The sequence below is a fragment of the Bordetella tumbae genome, assembly GCF_054780995.1.
The window spans coordinates 68,640-87,391 of the sequence record NZ_BAAGVG010000002.1; the positions used below are offsets into that span (position 1 = coordinate 68,640).

Sequence of the window (18,752 nt, forward strand, 5' to 3'; positions counted from 1 at the left end):
TTCGCCTCAAAATTGATTGATGAAATCAGATGCCCTGATACGACAGGGTCGATCGCGCGGGCAAACTTGCATGCCCCAGTAGATTGTCAGTGCGCCCGAAGCGTTCCTTCGGACGCAGTGCTGCCATCACGCAGGCGGCGGCAAGTCGAGCCGATAAAACTTTTTAGCCGTATCATGAAACAAGCAGGCTCGCTCCGAGTCCGTATAGGACCGTGTCAGCCGCTTGAACGCATTCCACAGTGCGCCATAACCGCAGCTTTGCTTGTCGACAGGAAAATTGCTCTCAAACATTGCTCGCGCCGGGCCGAATGCCTCGATACAGGTCTCGACATACGGTTTCCATGTTTCGGCCAGTGTTTCCGACGATGGCGGCTCAATATCATGGTGAAACTGATGGCCGCCATACAGCATTCCCAGGCCGCCCAATTTCACGCTCAGGTTCGGGTATCGGGCGAGATCCCGGATATGTCGGCTCCAGACGTTGAACACTTGCTCATGATCGGTATGGGGGGGTATGCCCAAGATGCCGCCGCAGTGATTCAGCACCACCGGCGTTTCTGGAAAGGCCTGCAATAGATCGATCAGCTCGGGCAACTGAGGATGAAAGATCCAGGCATCGAATGACAATCCCATCCGGGAAAGATGCGCGTAACCCGCACGGAACTCCGGCGCGAGCAAAAGATGCCTGCGCGCGAAAGTCCGGCCATAGCCCGCGCGGCCTGCATCCCAGGTTGCGCCATGCCGAATACCCCTCAGATAGCCGTTACCGGCCTCCTGTTGCGCTTCGAGCACCGGCAAGACCTGATCGCCTAATGCCAGATCGGCATGGCCGACGATGCCCGCACACAAACGTACAGACTGCGTTGCGGCTGCGCGCGCGACACCCGCCGCAAACTCGACCTCTCCCACCGGGCGCAGCGCCTCCGGGCCTTCTGTGCGATACGAGGCAGAATGCTGCAGATATACCGTCGCCACGACGTTGTGCCCTGACGAAATCTCATCCAACATCTCCGGCGCCAGATATCGGCCGCGCTCATCGTCGTACAAATGATGGTGCGAGTCGATAATGGGCAATTCCGGCTCCAGTGCTGCCTCGACATGACGCGATGTCCAGACTGACAATTCGTCCAGGCCTCGTGGCGTGTTTCCAATGAACTCCTCTTCGTTGGGCATCTTTCTCATCCTTGTGTATCGTGTGCGGACGATCCGGCACGGACCTCCACGCCGGTCCATTGTTCGTACAGCTGAACCAGGGTCGTCACGTCAGCGTCAGGCCCAAGCCTGGCCACTGCCATGCGATAAAGCAATCGGGCGGATTCCAGCACCCATGCACTGATCTGCAACTTGGCTCCTTCCTCGCTGACCAGCTGCAGCGCACGCAGGGCCCTGCCCAAGGATTTCCCGTAATCGAACTGACGCGTCAACACCTGCTGCGGAAACAGTGTTGCGCTGGCCAACGTACGGCCGGTCTCGATGCCTAGAATGCGGGGCATGATCTCCACAGCTAAACCGGCACGCGCGCCGATCACATAGGATTCGCAGGCGACGGCAAGCAATACGGCGGAGACGGCCTCCTCCAAATGGCGCATACGCTGGGCGTCGCCAGGCCGCGCTGAAACCTGATATACCTGTTTTCCCAATGCGTGCAAAACGGGCAAAGCCTGCGACACATGACGGGGATCGCCACTGACCAGCAGCGTTGCGCTACCATCCTGCATGTCCCGAGGCCTACTGGATAAAGGAGCGTCCACGAATCCATAGCCCTGCCGTTGCAACCGCTCAGCCAACAAGCTCGCTTGCGCGGCAGGCATCCAGCAGGTATTGACGATCAGCGCATGGTCGGGGTTTGAGCCCAGCTCGGGCAAACCTGATAGTTCGGAGATATCGGCATCGCTGTCGAGTACCCATACTATGCAATGCGCCGCAGGAGTGGAATCTTCCGCCGTCGCCAGGGCTACGGTCCACCCCAGACCCGCCAAATGATCTACCAGCGCTGAGACATTCTCGGGCTCGCACAAGATGTGGCACGCCCCGGGGGCCATAGGGCCGCCGTCTGCAGGTAAAAGCGCGTCGTACGTTGCATCGTCGTCACGTACCTCAATGCCAGCCCACGCCTCCAGGTAGGTAATCAAAGCGCTGCCATCACGTTCCGCACCACCTTGCGACACCGCGTAACGCCACAACTGCTGCACGGGGCGCGCGATCCATACGGGTACGTTCAAATGCTCGGCTTCCGCGACTGTCAGCGAAATATCCTTGGCGGTAATGGCCATGCGTGCGCCGTAATTGAAACGCCGCGGCAGTACAGAGCTGGCGAATTTATTGCGGCTGGCATTTGTGCTGGCTTCGCCGGCGTTCAGGATCTGTAGCATCACGGCCGGCTTCAAACCGGCCTTTGCCCCCAGGATGAAGGCCTCGCATGTGACTGCCATGCCAGTCGCTGAAATCAGGTTATTCAGCAATTTCAGTGTTTGCGCACGCCCCGATGAGTCTCCCAGATACAGCACAGTGGCCCCTGCCATCACACGCATGACGGGCTCGGCCTGTTCGAACGCCGACTCCGGCCCCGAGCACATCACTCCCAGCCGTCCGTTACCGGCGGTCGTGACATTGCCTGTAATCGGTGCGTCGATATATGAGACGCCTCGTGGCTCCAGCGCGGCACGCATTTCGCGTGCAAACGCTGGCCCCGTCGTAGACAGATCGACCAGAGTGCACGGCCGACCACAACGGGCGACGCCGTCATCACCCAACAGGACAGCGCGCAATGCCCCCAACGAAGGCAGACAAACAAAGACCAATCCAGTCTGTCGTGCCACGTCCTGAGGATTGGCGGCAATGCGCGCACCGGCTTGCGCTGCCGAGCGAACGGCCTCCTGGTTCAAGTCGTACACCACGACTGTCCAATGCTGGCTCAACAAGTGGCGAACTATGGGCCCTCCCATTGCCCCGAGGCCGACAAAGCCGACAACCTCAGCACCACGTGCAATGTCTGCATCCTGCACACTCATGACCAACTTCCTTTCGAGATACGGCACAACATGATCAGTTTGCGACTGCGCCTGATTGCGCCACCGCCTTGCCCCACTTTTCTATCTCGGCTTTCAGGAATGCGCCGAATGCGTCCGGCGCGGAGCCCACGGGATCAGTGCCGCTGGTATTCAGCTGCTTGACGACCTCGGGCTTTTTCAACGCCTGGGCCACTGATTCCTGCAGTTTCTGAATGACGTCTGGCGGTGTTCCCGCGGGCGCCAGCAACCCCTGCCAATTGTTCACCTCAAAGCCCTGATAGCCCGACTCCGCAATCGTGGGAACGTCAGGCAGCGATTTCACTCTCGTAGGTGCTGTCACAGCCAGTACCCGAATCTTGTTGGCTTGGGAATACTGCAGCGTGGACGGCGGCGTCAAAAACGCCATGTCCACATGTCCCCCTAACAGCGCCTGCGCCGCCGGGCCCATTCCCGCATACGGCACATGCACCGCCTCAAAACCCGCGTCAGAAGCGAGCATAGCCATGCCCAGATGCGATCCCTGCCCTACCCCTGCCGATGCATAGGACAGTGCCGTCTTTTGGCCCTTGGCGTATTGCACGAGTTCACCCAGTGTTTTTACCGGCAACGAGGGCTTGATCGCCAGAAAGAAGAAATTCTCGGTCAACTGCGAAATGGGCTCGAAATCCTTGATAGGATCGAACGGCAATTTCTTGTACAAACTGGCGTTGATGGCATGACTGGAGTTCGCCAGCAGCAAGGTATAGCCGTCCGGCTTGGCCCGCGCCACCTCGCTCGCGGCAATATTGCCGCCAGCGCCAGGACGGTTCTCGACAATGACTGTCTGGCCCAGAATGCCATGCAGGCTCTCTGCAAGCAACCGGGCGATCATGTCAGCGCCACCGCCAGGCGGCACACCTACGATCAGGCGTATGGGATGATCAGGGTAATTGGCGGCCTGCGCAATACCACCGGCACAGAGTGCCAGCCCGGCCAGACCGCCCAGGGAAAACCGGGCAATGCGCTGCAAAAGTGATTTCATGATTGTCTCCTGCCATCATTGGGCTATCGTTTTATGTTTTACCGCTCAAAGGCGCATCAGCACCGACTTGGTCTGCGTATAAGCCTCGATCGATTCGGCACCCATTTCACGCCCGAACCCTGACTGCTTATAGCCACCCAAGGACATGACAGGGTCGGTCTCCGCATACGTGTTGATCCACACGCGGCCTGACTTCAACGCACGTGCCACACGGTGGGCGCGGCTGATATCGCGCGTCCACACTGCCGCAGCCAAGCCATAAGGCGTGTCATTGGCTGTCAGCACTGCATCGTTCTCGTCCTTGAATGGAATAATCGAAAGCACCGGCCCGAAGATTTCTTCCTGGGCGATTTTCATGCCATTGGCCACCCCGGAAAACACCGTGGGTTCGACGAAATACCCCACGTCCGCAGCACGAGCACCGCCCAGTTGCAACGTAGCGCCATCTTCTTGCCCCGACCTCACATAGTCCAACACGCGCTGCATCTGCTTTTCCGAGATCAACGGGCCCAATTGCGTAGCCGCAGCCAATGGAGAGCCAACCTTATAGCCTGAGGCGATTTTTACAATGCGCTCAGTGACTTCGTCTTGCAGGCTTTCCTGGACGAACAGGCGCGTGCCCGCAGAGCAGATCTGCCCGGAATTGCGGCAAAAGGCCACGACCGCCGTTTCAATAGCCTTGTCCAGGTCGGCGTCGGGAAAAATAATGTTGGGCGACTTTCCACCCAGCTCCAGGGTGACTTTCTTCATGTTGCCCGCAGACGCCTGCAGAATATGCCTGCCCACGGCCGTGGATCCTGTAAACGCGATCTTATCCACGTCCAAGTGCGCCGCCATAGCTGCACCTGCAGTCGCCCCAAATCCCGGAATCACATTAACCACGCCCGGCGGAACGCCCGCCTCCTGGATCAGCTCGGCCAAACGCAGGGTCGACAATGGAGACTGCTCGGCAGGTTTCAAGACGGCAGTGTTACCGCACACCATGGCGGGCGCCAATTTTGTAGCAGCCATGACCAATGGCACGTTCCATGCATTGATCAACGCGCACACGCCCATGGGTTCGCGCAACATGTACACGAAGCGCGCCGCGTCGGTGGGGTTCGTGGTGCCCATGATCTTGGTGGCCCAGCCGGCGTAGTAGCGAAACAACTCGGCGGCCGACGCAACGCGCCCCGCTGTAAAGGACACAGGAGCACCCATATCCAGCGTTTCGAGCATAGCCAGTTCTTCGGCATGCTCCTCGATCAGGTCAGCGATCTTTAGCAGATACCGGGTGCGGACATGCGGAGAAATACCCGACCACGACGGCGACTCCAGCGCCTGCCGTGCCGCCTTGACCGCGCGGTCCACATCGGCGCTGTCAGCCTCGGCGATTTCCGCCAAGGTGTCCTCCGTCGCCGGATTGATGGTCTGGAACGTTTTACCAGAAAGAGAATCGACCCACTTCCCTCCGATCAGCAATTGCTTAGGGCGGCCGCGCAGCCACTCGAACGCTTGCTTCTGTCCCGTCGTCAGGGAATCGTGCAGTGCGCCGCCGTCTATCGTCAATGTCATTCCGAACTCCAGTCAGTATTAGATGGGATTAAAGTTTGGGCAGCGCCAGATAGGTCACAACCTCGCGCCCCTTTTCGACTTCTTGCGCCATGTAGTTGTTGAACTCGTCTGGCGAGAGCGGCAAGGACTCCACCCCATCTTCGCGAAACCGCTGTTGCACCTCTGTGCTGTCCAGGGCGCTGCGTAATGCAATGGACAGACGGTCGACTACCTCTTTTGGAGTCCCCGCCGGCGCCACCATACCCAACCACGTGTAGTAGCTGTACTCAGGCGCACCCAACTCGGCCAATGCCGGAACATCCGGCAACACTGTCGCCCGCTTGGGCGACGTCAAGGCCAGCGCCGTCAACTGCCCTGCTTTGACCTTGGCCCCGCTGCTGCCATAGGCCTCCATGATCACGTCGACCCTGCCGCTCATCACATCACCCATGGCTGCACCGTTTCCTTTGTATGGCACGTGCATCAAGTTCAAGCCCAGCTGTTTGAAGAGCACCGCAGCAGCCAGATGAGGGACGGTGCCTACCCCCGCCGACGCATAGGACAGCGTTCCGGGATTGGCCGTGGCGCGGGCGATAAAGTCGGCTCCCGACTTGTCCTGTCCGGAGGAGGCTTCCACCAACATGAACGGCGATCGGCCCATCAGACCCACGCCAGTGAAATCCTTTAGCAGATCGTAGCCGGCATCCTCGCGCACCGAGGGTTGCAGTGCCATCGTCCCCGCGGAGGCCAGCAAGGTGTAGCCGTCGGGTGCGGCAGCCTTGACGGCACGCAGACCGATCAGACCATCACCTCCCGCGCGATTCTCGACCACTACCGACTGATTCAGGTTTTCAGACATCTTCTTTGCAACGAGTCGCGTCGTCACGTCCGTGAGGCCGCCGGGCGCCGTATTCACGATGACGCGTATCGGGTGCGTCGGAAACGCATCAGCCGCCTGCGCTGCGGTCGTTCCCCCCAATGCCGCGGCGAGCGCACAGGCGCCCATGCCAAAGAAATTCGAATATTGCCGTTTCACGCTGCTGTCTCCATACTGATCTTGTGATTCAAATAGCAATGCGGCACCACGTGCTAGTCCAGTGTCGTATCCTGCTGAAACTTGATCCCTGCCATGGCTTCGTACAAGTGAGCCATATCGTCGATGTTTGCAGTGCCGCCAATCCCGTTGTGCCCGGTCTCGAAAAGAGTGCGCACGGCATTGGAAATCATCATGGGCGCGCCGCACGCCATGCCAACGTTGGCAGCCAAACGCAGATCCTTGACCATCAACTGGATCTGGAAATTTGCCGATTTCGCCTCCGTACCCAGAACGGGCAACGCCCGTTGAGACACGCCGCTCCAGCCAGAGGTATGTGCCAATACCTCAGCCATCGTGGACAACGACAGGCCATACTTGAATCCCGCTGCGGCACACTCGTACGTGACAAGCCGGCACAATGAAGACACGGCGTTGTTTACCAGCTTGATCAAATGCCCATTGCCTACCTGGCCGCACGTCACAATGTTTGTGCTGATGGCCTCCAGCGCCGGGCGAGCGCGCGCGCAATCCTGTGATGTGCCACCGGTCATGATGGCAATCGTGCCCGCCAGCGCCCAATCCGGCATCCCCGACACCGGGGCGTCAACCCAACCCATACCCATTTTCTGCAACCGGTCAGCGAAGCGCCGGGATTGCACCGGATCGCCACTGGTCATGTCGATGACCAACGATTGTGGTGCCAGCTTCCTCGACAAGCCTTCTGCCGAAAACAAGGCATCATGGACGGCTGCTGAATTAGGCAAGCACAGGAAAATCACATCGCAATGCGTGGCCAGCGACGCCAGATCGTCCGCCGCCACTGCACCTTCGCGCTCGAACTGTCTGCGAACCTCTTCACGTGTGTCGTAGACGTGAATATGTTGTGACTGCATCAGCCGCCGCGCGAGCGATCCGCCCATGGCGCCCAACCCTACAAAGCCTATCTTCATCGATGCCACGTCATGGACATCGCCTGCATGTTCCGCCTGGGCCTGCAGGTTATCGTCCCTGAACCGGGTACCCGCCATGGACTCGATAACGGTGACCATGTCTTCGAGCTGCGCGTTTTTCCCTACGGTATTCAGGCCTATTTGCAGCAACCCTCGAACGATATTCATCAGCGGCATGGGCACGCCTGTCTGCATACCCAACACCACCGCTTGATTTACGTCTTTGATTTGCAGCGCCAATGAAAAATTGGTCGACGCTTTTCCTGCGGCGATGGCAGGCAGCATTTTTACGGTGGTTTGATTGCGCGCCGCCCCCTTGTTCAATAGGTCGGTCATGCTGGTCAATGACAAACCAGCGCCACGGCCCATTGCCACGACCTCCAAGGTCCCGAGCCGCACGCCGGCATTCATGGCATTGTTGACCATCTTCATCGCCTGGCCGTCACCCACGCGGATGCCACAGCGGTAGATCGTTTTGGTAACGGCACGAAGCACCGGCAGCGCACGTTCATATGCCTCGTCAGACGCCCCTACCATCAATGTCGCGCCGCCTTCGGCAACAATGTGCGGACTGGCCGACACCGCAGCATCGATCATGACCACACCACGTTGCTGCAGCTCCAACGCCATCGCATGCGTTTCGGCTGGAACGCCGCTGGTCTGGTCGATGACCAACTGCCCGGCCGACAACCCCTCGGACAGCCCGCCCGGACCAAATACCACCTGATGCACATCGGCACTACGCGGGAGGCACAACAGAATCACCTCACAGTCCCGCGCCAACTGAATGGCCGAGGTTGCGACCTGTGCGCCAGCCTCTGCAAATGCCGAGCACACCGTCGTATTGGCATCCCAAACGTGCAGTTCATGTTTGCCCAGAAATGTACGCGCCAATTGACCGCCCAACGCGCCCAATCCTATGTACCCGATCTTCACTTTTGCACGTCTCCTGTTGAGTTTATGTAGCCTTGGCCGGCGAGCTTGAACTCAGCATCAAAGGACAAAGCGAGATTTTTCAGCGATGAGAAATCTTAACACGAAATTTCTATTATCAGCACAAGTTTCAATGTATGAAACTTCATGAATGATTCTTCATGCCTTCTTTTGCCGGAGCGCGTCCAGCCCAAACACCCGTTCCAGTTCGTCAATGTTGGCGTCTTTACCCAATTCGCAGATTGCGTTCTCGACAGACGTGCGCACTAGATTGGCAATCAGCATTGGCGCTCCGCAGCTCACAGCCTGATCACAGATAAGACGCAGGTCTTTCGCCAATAGCTCCAGTCTGATATCGGCTGTCGGCGCACCAGTCTTCATAGCCGGGACAATGCGCTGAAATGCAACCGTCCAGCCCGGACTCGTACTGACGGTCTGGGCCAACACATCCAGCGGCAAGTCCAGCCTCATAGCCATGGACAATGCTTCGTAGGTGATGAGACGGTTGCATGCCCCCAGCGCGTTCTTGACGAGTTTTGCGGCATGGCCATTACCCGTCTCACCAAAATGCGTGACTTGACTGCCCATTGCCCTTAACACTTTCTCGACCACGACATAGGCAGGCCCGCCCCCTCCGCACAAACTCAATAACGAGCCTTTTCGTGCACCGTCTGGTCCTCCCGCGACGGGAGCATCGATCAATGTGACACCTGAACACGCCAGCTCGTTTGCCAATGCGCGCGTGCGTGCCGGCGAGCCGGTCGTTTGATCCACGATGATCTTGCCAGGCGCCAATCCGTCAATCATGCCGCTCGCTCCAAACAGCGTTTGGCGAACTTCGGCTGCACCTGGCACGCACAGCATGATGATGTCGCAGGCTTTAGCCAACGACGCCAGGTCGGTCGCCCCATGGGCGCCTTGCTGTACCAACGTCTGCACGCGCGACGGGCTTATATCGTAGACATATAGCTTGCTCGCCGCCTGCAATGCCTGCTGCGCCAGAGCGCTGCCCATCGCACCCAGCCCCACATAGCCGATGACTGGCTTGCGAGAGGAAGCTGTAACCGGAACATCGTTCACTGGCGGCCCGGCCTGCCCGCTACGTTCTGCAGCGGTATACAACGAAACTCCTGCTAAGCTGCCGATCACATCAACCATACTGTCTGCATATGCCTCGGCCCCTCGCATATTGACCCCGATCTGCAGCAACGCACGCGTCCCGGCCGCAATGGGCATCGCGGCACCGGCCTCCGCGCCCAAGGCAATCGCGCGGTCCACCTTGTTCAAGACTGACGCCAGCACCCCGTTGTCAATATCTCTGCCGGCAAGCAACATTGGCAGTTCGAGCTCGGAAATACGGCTGCGGCCCGAACTTTGGTTAATAGTCTGCAGCATGCCTGTTAATGACAGTCCGGATTTGCACCCCATCGCCATGACCTCAAGGTTCAGCAATAGAACCGCCGCGGCGATGACATCGTTGACGGCATTGAGTGCCTGCTCCTGTTCCTCTGCATTCACATTGACGCGCTCATCGGCCATGCTCAGATCCCTGCTGTGCTTTGCTGTAGTTTGAGTGGTGAACGGTGACCAACGCGTCATTGCTTCGGCAGTGCCAGATCCTTGATCAAGGAGGCGGTATCAGAGACCTCCTTGCTCAGGAATACTTTGAATTCCGCGGGAGCCAGAAAATACGGCTCCGTGCCATCGGACTGCAATCTGGCCTTGATTTTGGGATCGTCTAGTGACCGTCTTAACGCCTCAGACAATACCTTTACGATGTCTTCTGGGGTGCCCGCCGGAGCAAACAGTCCCAGCCAGTAGTAATACTCAAAACCCGGCAGCCCTGCGGAAGCTACGGTCGGCACTTTCGGCAACACGTTCAAGGGCTTGTCGGCTGTGACTCCCAATGCACGCAGGCGTCCGCCTTCCAGATTGGAAGCACTGCTGCCATAAGCGTCGATCATGAAACTCAGGCGTCCCGCGATGACGTCCGGCATGGCTGCACCGTTGCCCTTATACGGCACGTGCAACATTTGAACGTCCGCCCTGCGCAACAGCATTTCAGCGGCGATGTGCGTCGTCGTGCCTACCCCTGCGGACCCGTAACTGATCTGATTGGGCTTGGCGCGCGCGGCCTCAATCAACTCAGGCAGAGTCTTGTACGCCGAGTCCGCCCCCGCGACGACAATGGCAGGCGAACGCACCATCGAGGCAACGGCGACGAAATCTTTGTTAGCCTCATAGCCGGGCTGAGCGTTCAGAGCCTGCTGAATGGCAATCGTGCCGCCGGTCGCCAGAACGGTATATCCATCGGGATGCTCGCCCTTGGTATAGCGAATACCTACCAGCCCCCCTGCCCCCGTCCGGTTTTCGACGACGACCGGTTGGCCCAGCTCTTCGGCCATGCGCTGGGCGATGATGCGCGTGGTCACATCGCCCCATCCGCCCGCAGCGACGGGCACCACCACACGTATGGGCCGCGATGGATATGCATCGGCGCCGAATGCGCCGACCGAGCATGTCAACATCAACGAGGCCAATAGCGCCCGTCCCAAGCGCGTAAATGCCGTTTTCTTCATGTCTCTTCCTGTTTTTCTTTATCGGTGAATACGTTCTCAGCCGTTGCGCAGGCTGACGATCAAGTCCTGGATTGCCGGCACCGAAGGGAGGGTACGTAGCAAGTCGAAACTGCGGGCTATGGCCCCGGGGCTGACGCCGCCATACGGCATCAGGGTTTGGTATTTGTGGCTGATCTCGTCCCAACTGATTCCCCGCACCGCAGCACCCTTGGGAAATCGAACGGTTTCCTCGATCACCCTGCCGTCCTTGGTTTCGATCTTGACGATGGCCCCGCTTTTGTAGAAGCCTTTGTCGGGAACGTCCGCATCCACGCGCGTCACGCGATCGAACAACGATCGGATACGGTGATCCTGGATCTTTTCCGGGAAAGCATGTTGCCAGCTGTAGTCATGATCGGCGGCACCCGCCGCGGCGAAATAAAACGGGCTGTGCGCGATGCCGATCAAATCCGTAGGATGCTTCGGCCCGGGAAATGGATAATCCGGCATGGTGAAGTAAATCTGGCTGATATCCGACACATCGAGATCTGCCTGGCGCGCAGCATTTGCGGCAGCCTCCGCCACAGCATGAAACGGTGATCCTCCCGGAACGAGCTTCACACCAAGCTCGGTCAGAATGTTCCATTTCCTGCCCAATTGGCCGATCACCTCTTCGGCGTCTGCGCCATTGCCCAATGTCTCGAAAAACCCTCGTTTCATTTCAAACGTGGCCAGCTCAGCTTGATAGCCCAAACTGGCAGCCTGTGCCGCATATACCCCCATCATGGCCGCATTACCGGCCTGGTATTCACGAGACAGGCTAGTCGCAGCAGCCGCATGCAGCCCTCCCATAGACGTAGCGGCCAACGCCAGCGCATGAGCGGACGATTTCGCATCAAGCTTCAACAGCCGCGCCGCAGCTGCTGCCGCGGCAAAGGTCGCCACCACGCAACCGTGAAAACCCTTGCGCTGCAGCCCGCCTGTCATGGCCGTATTGATCGTGCCGGCGACCTCGTAGCCCAGCACGATGGCTGCAACGACGTCTTTACCACTGGCACCGCACTGCTGCCCCACCGCGACCGCGGCCGCGCAAGCTTGTGTGCCACTGTGCACGATATTGCGCAAGTCACTATCATCTGATGCTGCGGCGTCACTCATCAATGCGTTCACACGCGCCGCAGCTACAGCAGGCAACGCGTCCCATTGGCCAAACCACGCCGTAGCCTCGGCGTTTCCTCCGCGTTCAGTTTCCAGACGCCGAACGATGTGGCCGGATTCCAGGGTCGATCCCAGCGCAGCGCTGGCCAGCGTACTGGCCACCAGCATCTGGCCGTGCACAACGGCTTCTGATGGAAAATCTCCTAGTTCGGACTCAGTAATGAACTTGCCGAATCGCTGGGCAAGAGTATTGCTCACCATATTTACTCCACACGTATGTTCGCTTGTTGAATGACGTCGCCCCAGCGGGCGGTCTCCCGGACCAAAAATCGTCCGAACTCGTCTGGAGTGGAAGTCTTCGGCGTCAGGGCTACGCGATCGAGTTGCTCGACAACCTGAGGCATGGCCAAGACGGCAGCGATCTGCTTGCTCAATGCAACAGCCTGATCCGGCGGCAAACCAGCTGGCGCTACCAACCCTTGCCATGCAGTCAGGTCAAAATCAACGCCCGTCGTCTCTTGGATCGTCGGCACACTATCAATTTTTTCCACACGCCGGTTTCCAGTGACGCCCAGAATGCGCAACTTGCCTGCCTCCAGACCGGCAAATGCTCCCGGCAACGTCAGCATCGCAACATCGACCTGAGCGCCCATCAACGCAGTAGTTACAGCGCCCGCGGACGTGAAAGGCACATGCACCAGATCCATTCCCAGCCGCGACTTCAGTAACTCCATGCCCAAGTGATTCCCTTGGCCGATGCCTGAGGAGCCATAATTCAATTGACCCGGGTTGGCTTTCGCGGCCGCTACCAAGTCGCTCAGGCTCTGATAACTCGACGTGACAGGAACCGCCACAGCGAACGCAGACTCAGCCAAGCTGGAGATCGGTGTAAAGCTCTTGATGGGGTCATAGCCCACTTTGCGATACAGATGAATGTTGCTGGTATGGCTGGTAGACACGACCAACAAGGTCCGCCCGTCAGGTTTGGCTAGTGCGACTTGCGCGGTGGCAATATTGCCTCCCGCGCCGGCCTTGTTCTCGACAAAGAAACTTCTCGACGTTGCCGTACTCATCTGTTCGGCAAGAATACGCGCCAATACATCCAGGTTACCGCCCGGGGCAGACGCAACGACGATTTTTGTAGGGCCTTCTGATGCTTCGGCAGCCACAGCCGGACTGCCCCAGGCCAGCGTACAGAACAGCAGGCACGTACTACTGATTTTTCCGAACACTTTTGTCTCCTCGGGGGTAAGCCACACGGCCAGATTCATCACCATTACGGGGATCCAGCTCGTCAGCACACGGCGACTCTAATCGGTTCAAACGCCCCTGTCAAATTTTAGGAACCAGTTCCATTAAATGAAACCAACAAACAAAAGGCAAAAATAAACTATTTTTCAGCAAGTTCCAATTATCGAAACTAAAACTGATTAATGAAACTGTATGATGCGGCTGATCAGATTGAAAACACCGACAAGAAGGAGATGCCCCCATGACCCCGACCAGACTCTGCCTGATTGCTGCCGCAGTCTGTATCGCAGCGGGTAGTGCCCACGCCGCTCAGCCAGACACCTACCCCAACAGACCTATACGGATGATTGTCGCGTTCAGTGCAGGCGGCTCGACCGACACCGTCGCGCGCTACTACGCCGCAAAAATGGGCGACGTGTTAAAAACCAATGTAATAGTGGAAAACCGGCCGGGCGCAGCGCAGATGATAGGCATCAATGCCGTTCTGAATTCCGCACCGGACGGCTACACAGTCTATTTGGGCACAGGCAGCTCGCTATCCCAGAATCCTGGCGTCCGCACGAATCTCACGTACGACCCGCTAAAGAACTTTACGCATATCGGCTTGGTCGCCACCACCCCAGGTCTGATTGCCATCAGCCCCGCATTGCCGGTCAAGAATTTTTCCCAGCTGATCGCCTATGCCAAGGCCCATCCGGGTGAACTGAACTACGGTTCGTCGGGCATGGGATCGGCCAGCCACCTGCAAGGTGAATATTTTCTCAGTCTGACCGGCGTGCAAGCCACGCATATTCCTTATAAGGCCGATGCCGAAATCATGACGGCCATGTCAGGCAATTTGGTGCACCTGGGCATCTCGCCATTGCAAGGCGCGATCAGCGCAATACGCGCCGGAAAGGTACGCCCACTGGCCATTACGAGCGCGAACCGTATCGAGGCGCTGCCTGATGTGCCATCGGTCAATGAGCTTGGCTTTAAGGAACTGCAGGCGATCGATCCGTATACCTATTACGGTTTGGTCGGCCCGGCTGGCGTACCCTCAGAGATCGTGGCCAAGTTGAATGCTGCGGTCAACGCAGTTTCACAAATGCCGGAGACACAGAAGGCCATGGCCGACAACTATTTCAAACCCGCCACCAGCACACCGGAGTCATTCAAGGCCTATATCGCCCAGGACCTGGCAAAGTGGCGCAGCTTCAGCACCAAGATCAAGCTGGATTGATTGAATAAGAGCACGCTCTACCTGAGCCCAGCATTGCCCCGGGCTCAGTTTTTTTGTGGGTTGCACTCTGCTTTCGAGATCGTAGATAGGATCATCCAGACCCACCAGGAAATTGATGGAATCCTCATCACCATTTTGCCATCGCAATCGAGATACGAACAAGCACGGTCAAATCTGGCGAGCACTCCCCTGAAGATACGGAGCGTGCTCGAAATATTCGATCAGCAATTCAATCAAGACTCGTATTTTCCGTGCAGGATGCTGCCCAGGCGGGCGAATGACATAGATACCTGCCGGTGGCGGCGGATAGCCTGTCATGACAGGCACTAGTGCCCCAGACGCCACATATTCATAGGTGACGCAGTCAGGCAGCCAAGCGATGCCGAGCCCCGCCGCCGCAGCTGCAGCCAGCGCGATGCCGTTGTCGGCTTTGAAGCGGCCCTGCGGACGAACGCTGACGGTCTTGTCACCGTCCATGAATTGCCAGGCCTCGGTGCCTTGCATGAGTGCCTGATGAACGATCAGATCATCCGGCGTCTCGGGCGCACCATGCGCGTCGATATAGTCGGGGCTTGCAACGAGCTTGCCGTACAGCGGCGCGACGCGTCTGGCGATCAGGTTGGAATCCGGTAGATAGCCGACCCGTATCGCACAATCAAAGCCTTCAGTAATGAGGTCAACAAAGCGATCACTGTAAGAAGCATCAATATGCAATTGCGGGTGGCGCCGTCCCATGTCGGCGAGCACGGGCGCAAAATGATTGGGGCCTAGAGACAGCGGCACCGCCACTCTCAAGCGGCCACGAAGGTCGCCAGTAGGCAGGATCGTTTCCCTCGCCACGTCGATCTCGGCGCAGGCCCTGGCGGCATGATCTCGAAACGCGGCCCCGGCCTCCGTCAACGCGGCGCCGCGCGTGGTTCGCGCGAGCAACTGGGTACCCAACTCTGTTTCCAGCCGCAAAAGCCGCCGGCTGACGATCGATTTAGAGATACCGAGCCGGCGTGCAGCGGGCGATACGCCGCCCGCATCTGCAACGGCGACAAAGGTCTGCAGGTCTTCGATATCCATTCAGCGTTCCTTGTTTAGCGACACAGCGTAGCAAAAAAGGCCGGTACCGCATCATAAATGGAGATGCCAGAATCCATTCAGGCAGCACGGCAGTTCGAGCGTGCCTGCCGGCAAACCCATTTCACTTACTGCAGAGGATGTATCAATGACCTTCCGTAACGGCTTGGCTTCGCTTCTTCGCCCCGAGGATTCAGTACTCGTCCTGATCGACCACCAACCTTACCAGCTTGCGAACGTGAACAGTCACGAGCCACAGATGGTGGTCAACAATTCAGCCGCACTGGCAAAAGTCGCCAAGGCCTTCGACGTGCCCACGATCCTGACGACCGTGATCGCCAGGCAAGGCGGCCTCCTCTTTCCTCAGATCACCGATGTGTTTCCCGGCCAGGAGGTCATCGACCGGACGCTCATCAACACCTGGGAGGATAAGAAGGTCGTAGATGCGGTCAAGGCAACGGGCCGCAAGCAACTGATCATCGCTGGTCTGTGGACGGAGGTATGCGTCGCGATGCCCACCATTCAGGCCCTTGGCGAAGGCTGGGATGTCACCGTGGTCACCGATGCATCCGGCGGCGTGTCGGTCGAGGCACACGAGATCGCCATCCAACGCATGATCGCCGCCGGCGCCAACATGATGACGTGGCTGGCAGTGGCATCGGAATGGCAGCGCGACTGGGCGCGCACCGAACACATCGGCGAGTTGACGGAAGTCATCAAGCACCATGCAGGCGGCAGCGGCATAGCGTTTTTATGGGAGCAACAGCTACTCAATACGCCTGTGCCGAGCACTGCGCGCTGATCTCGCAGCAATAAAAAAACTTCCCACGCATGTACCGGATACCGGTACGGCGTGGGAAGTCAGTTTCTATCAACAACGGTGCCAGGACCCGCCTGGCACGGGTGAAGATTAGCCGTAAGCGACCATCAACTCTTGGTCTTGTTCTTGCTGCAGCTTTTCAGCGCGGGCAGCGTAGACGGCTTGCAGACGCTCGAGTTCGGCACCCTTGCGCAGAGCAACGAAGCCCGGACGGTCAGCACGGCGACGCTTGCGGTCTTCCGGACGCAGAGCAGCGACGTCGGCGTTCTGGAAGTAGTCGCGGTTGCCACCGTCGGCCCACGATTCGGACATCAGGCCATGGGCGCTGATCACGTCGAACTGATCGAGTTCTACGTGGAAGTACTCGTAGCTGACGTGGTGCGTTTCTTGATAGATCGTCTTGCCGTTGACCATGTCTTGAGCGCGAACCAGTTTGCCTTCGACCAGGATGTGGTGTCCCGGCGAAACCACGATGTCCTTGCTGGGCACGTTCTCAGCGATGGCATCACGGACGATGCGGATGGGCATGTGCTCGGCACGGCGATCGGCGGGGATGCGCTTGGTGTAGGTCTTGCGGAAGCCGACCCACTTGACGGTGCGCTCGCCGGATTGGCCGATGACGACATCGCCTGCGACCAGGTCTTCGATGGCGACTTCGCCCTTGGTCGTTTGAATCATGGTGCCACGCAGGAAGCACACGGGCGAAACGAATTCGCCGAAGCCAGTGGTGCCGCCGTGGTCAGCGATGATGGCGTCGTAGTCTTCTTGGCTCAGGTTCTGAACATTGAACGTCACCGGGCCGCCACCGACGCCGAGGATGCCACCGGGATAGTTAAGCGTACCGGTCTGGGTTTCTGCGTTGTAGGTAAACGTGCCGTTGGTACGATCCCCCACCGACAGCGTATCGCCTACACCGAGGCTCTCAACGTTGAACGTTTGGCCAGTCCCGATCAGACCACTGGGGTCATAGGAGAACACGCCGCCGCCGTCACCGGTGAAATTGATCGTTTGATTGTTGATCAAACCAACGTCGACCGTAGGACCATTGATGGTCAACGCGGAGCCGTCACCAACGTTATACGTAGTGCCGCTCAGAGCGCTCAGATTGGCCACACCAAAATTGATCGTCAGGTCGCCGCCATTGACCAAATTGTACGTGGGGTTGCCAACTATCGAAACGCCAGCGGCAAAATTCGCGGATGTGGAGACGCCATCAATTGTCAGCGTGTTAGTGCCAAGCGCAGTGATCGACAGCGTATCGCCAGCGTCGTAATTACTTTCATCAATTGTCTGATCGCTCGAACCAATATTTACACCAATGATCGCCATGACATTCTCCGACGCAAAAGTTGCCAAAAGAAAGCATCCGTGAAGGATATCTTCACGAACTGCAAAAAATAATACTGGTATTGCCTATTCAACAGCAGCATTCTCAGATGATTTCAAATATTTTTGAAACCATTTTTTATTTCCAATTGTTAAAAACAACACAATACGACTCTATATTCTTTCAAAGAGCTAAATTATCACAGTGAAATGTACAAACACATGTCATTAACCCGTATATTGTTATAGCTAATTGCATATCAAACGCGCATAGATATTTCCATTGCAACTTAAGTGAAACAATGCTGCAACACTATGGATTGACACATTTAGCACATTGATTGCATGTAACGACAAAAAATATGACTAGAAAAAATACGTCGAAATAGGTAGCAATTTGGAGAGACGGCTTGTTTTTCGACGACAAACGACAGGCCATCTGTCATGGATGCATTCGCTTCCAAGTTGGCTTGAATCAATGGATTTCTAGGCTGCTCAGATCTGAGGGTGATCTACAAGGATGTAAAAACATCGGCCATAATGTGACATGACATGAAAGAATTGCAGAGGGCACCGCACAATGGTGAACATGTTGCAAACCTCGGCAAGCTGATTTCATCCACCCCATCACGGAGCCTTTCTATGCGTTTCGCTGCTTTGCTGTCTCTCACTCTCTTGGCCGCCTGCGCCAGCAAGCCTCCAACGCCGGTAGTGATTCCGTCGGAATCTCAGGTTGACCAAGGCAGCGCAACGCCCGCGGAGTTGCCGCGGAAATAGGCGCATCTGAGGCCCATGCGATTGCTACAAAGACATCTGCCTGCGGTAGCGTCAACGCCGCCGCAGGCAGATCAGACAGGATGGCGTCGCG

14 protein-coding genes are annotated in these 18,752 nt (G+C 57.7%); 2 read left to right on the plus strand and 12 right to left on the minus strand.

Annotated features, from left to right (window positions below):
* Nucleotides 1-126: 126 nt before the first annotated feature.
* The 10 genes from ACYVI2_RS00290 to ACYVI2_RS00335 all read right to left on the minus strand — a co-directional run bounded on the left by ACYVI2_RS00290 (nt 127) and on the right by ACYVI2_RS00335 (nt 13,432).
* Complete coding sequence (locus ACYVI2_RS00290; RefSeq protein WP_415819363.1) at nt 127-1,173, minus strand: amidohydrolase family protein; 1,047 nt, start codon at nt 1,171-1,173, stop codon at nt 127-129.
* A gap of 5 nt (nt 1,174-1,178) precedes the next feature.
* On the minus strand, nt 1,179-3,011 hold the full coding sequence (locus ACYVI2_RS00295) for an NAD-binding protein (protein ID WP_415819362.1): 1,833 nt from the start codon (nt 3,009-3,011) through the stop codon (nt 1,179-1,181).
* A 34-nt stretch (nt 3,012-3,045) separates the two neighbouring features.
* Entirely contained in the window at nt 3,046-4,032 is a 987-nt protein-coding gene (locus ACYVI2_RS00300; RefSeq protein WP_415819361.1) for a Bug family tripartite tricarboxylate transporter substrate binding protein, read from the minus strand.
* Nucleotides 4,033-4,077: 45 nt separating this feature from the next.
* Nucleotides 4,078-5,586 (minus strand): aldehyde dehydrogenase family protein, encoded by a 1,509-nt coding sequence (locus tag ACYVI2_RS00305; protein WP_415819360.1) that lies wholly within the window; start codon nt 5,584-5,586, stop codon nt 4,078-4,080.
* 28 nt (nt 5,587-5,614) lie between these two features.
* Entirely contained in the window at nt 5,615-6,601 is a 987-nt protein-coding gene (locus tag ACYVI2_RS00310) for a Bug family tripartite tricarboxylate transporter substrate binding protein (RefSeq protein WP_415819359.1), read from the minus strand.
* A gap of 53 nt (nt 6,602-6,654) precedes the next feature.
* On the minus strand, nt 6,655-8,487 hold the full coding sequence (locus tag ACYVI2_RS00315; RefSeq protein WP_415819358.1) for an NAD(P)-dependent oxidoreductase: 1,833 nt from the start codon (nt 8,485-8,487) through the stop codon (nt 6,655-6,657).
* Nucleotides 8,488-8,643: 156 nt separating this feature from the next.
* Nucleotides 8,644-10,023 (minus strand): NAD(P)-binding domain-containing protein, encoded by a 1,380-nt coding sequence (locus tag ACYVI2_RS00320; RefSeq protein ID WP_415819357.1) that lies wholly within the window; start codon nt 10,021-10,023, stop codon nt 8,644-8,646.
* 56 nt (nt 10,024-10,079) lie between these two features.
* Nucleotides 10,080-11,063: a Bug family tripartite tricarboxylate transporter substrate binding protein gene (locus ACYVI2_RS00325; protein WP_415819356.1), complete on the minus strand. Its 984-nt coding sequence runs from the start codon at nt 11,061-11,063 to the stop codon at nt 10,080-10,082.
* A 36-nt stretch (nt 11,064-11,099) separates the two neighbouring features.
* Nucleotides 11,100-12,461 (minus strand): MmgE/PrpD family protein, encoded by a 1,362-nt coding sequence (locus ACYVI2_RS00330; protein WP_415819354.1) that lies wholly within the window; start codon nt 12,459-12,461, stop codon nt 11,100-11,102.
* A gap of 2 nt (nt 12,462-12,463) precedes the next feature.
* Nucleotides 12,464-13,432, minus strand: a complete 969-nt coding sequence (locus ACYVI2_RS00335) for a Bug family tripartite tricarboxylate transporter substrate binding protein (protein WP_415819353.1) — start codon at nt 13,430-13,432, stop codon at nt 12,464-12,466.
* Between the two features lie 260 nt (nt 13,433-13,692).
* On the opposite strand from ACYVI2_RS00335, the gene ACYVI2_RS00340 reads away from it, so the two are divergent.
* Nucleotides 13,693-14,673, plus strand: coding sequence for a Bug family tripartite tricarboxylate transporter substrate binding protein (locus ACYVI2_RS00340; protein ID WP_415819351.1), 981 nt, complete (start codon nt 13,693-13,695; stop codon nt 14,671-14,673).
* Nucleotides 14,674-14,841: 168 nt separating this feature from the next.
* Here ACYVI2_RS00340 and ACYVI2_RS00345 read toward each other — a convergent pair whose 3' ends face one another.
* Nucleotides 14,842-15,741, minus strand: a complete 900-nt coding sequence (locus tag ACYVI2_RS00345) for a LysR family transcriptional regulator (RefSeq protein WP_415819350.1) — start codon at nt 15,739-15,741, stop codon at nt 14,842-14,844.
* Nucleotides 15,742-15,886: 145 nt separating this feature from the next.
* Between ACYVI2_RS00345 and ACYVI2_RS00350 the strand changes: the two genes are divergently transcribed.
* Nucleotides 15,887-16,540, plus strand: a complete 654-nt coding sequence (locus ACYVI2_RS00350) for a hydrolase (RefSeq protein ID WP_415819349.1) — start codon at nt 15,887-15,889, stop codon at nt 16,538-16,540.
* 108 nt (nt 16,541-16,648) lie between these two features.
* Here ACYVI2_RS00350 and ACYVI2_RS00355 read toward each other — a convergent pair whose 3' ends face one another.
* Entirely contained in the window at nt 16,649-17,887 is a 1,239-nt protein-coding gene (locus ACYVI2_RS00355) for a Hint domain-containing protein (RefSeq protein ID WP_415819348.1), read from the minus strand.
* Nucleotides 17,888-18,752: the final 865 nt, after the last annotated feature.

Excerpts from the sequence above, each read along its gene's own strand:
- ACYVI2_RS00290 (WP_415819363.1), bottom strand. The coding sequence starts at position 1,173 with ATGCCCAACGAAGAGGAGTTCATTGGAAACACGCCACGAGGCCTGGAC.
- ACYVI2_RS00295 (WP_415819362.1), bottom strand. The coding sequence starts at position 3,011 with ATGAGTGTGCAGGATGCAGACATTGCACGTGGTGCTGAGGTTGTCGGC.
- ACYVI2_RS00300 (WP_415819361.1), bottom strand. The coding sequence starts at position 4,032 with ATGAAATCACTTTTGCAGCGCATTGCCCGGTTTTCCCTGGGCGGTCTG.
- ACYVI2_RS00305 (WP_415819360.1), bottom strand. The coding sequence starts at position 5,586 with ATGACATTGACGATAGACGGCGGCGCACTGCACGATTCCCTGACGACG.
- ACYVI2_RS00320 (WP_415819357.1), bottom strand. The coding sequence starts at position 10,023 with ATGGCCGATGAGCGCGTCAATGTGAATGCAGAGGAACAGGAGCAGGCA.
- ACYVI2_RS00325 (WP_415819356.1), bottom strand. The coding sequence starts at position 11,063 with ATGAAGAAAACGGCATTTACGCGCTTGGGACGGGCGCTATTGGCCTCG.
- ACYVI2_RS00330 (WP_415819354.1), bottom strand. The coding sequence starts at position 12,461 with ATGGTGAGCAATACTCTTGCCCAGCGATTCGGCAAGTTCATTACTGAG.
- ACYVI2_RS00340 (WP_415819351.1), top strand. The coding sequence starts at position 13,693 with ATGACCCCGACCAGACTCTGCCTGATTGCTGCCGCAGTCTGTATCGCA.
- ACYVI2_RS00345 (WP_415819350.1), bottom strand. The coding sequence starts at position 15,741 with ATGGATATCGAAGACCTGCAGACCTTTGTCGCCGTTGCAGATGCGGGC.
- ACYVI2_RS00350 (WP_415819349.1), top strand. The coding sequence starts at position 15,887 with ATGACCTTCCGTAACGGCTTGGCTTCGCTTCTTCGCCCCGAGGATTCA.
- ACYVI2_RS00355 (WP_415819348.1), bottom strand. The coding sequence starts at position 17,887 with ATGGCGATCATTGGTGTAAATATTGGTTCGAGCGATCAGACAATTGAT.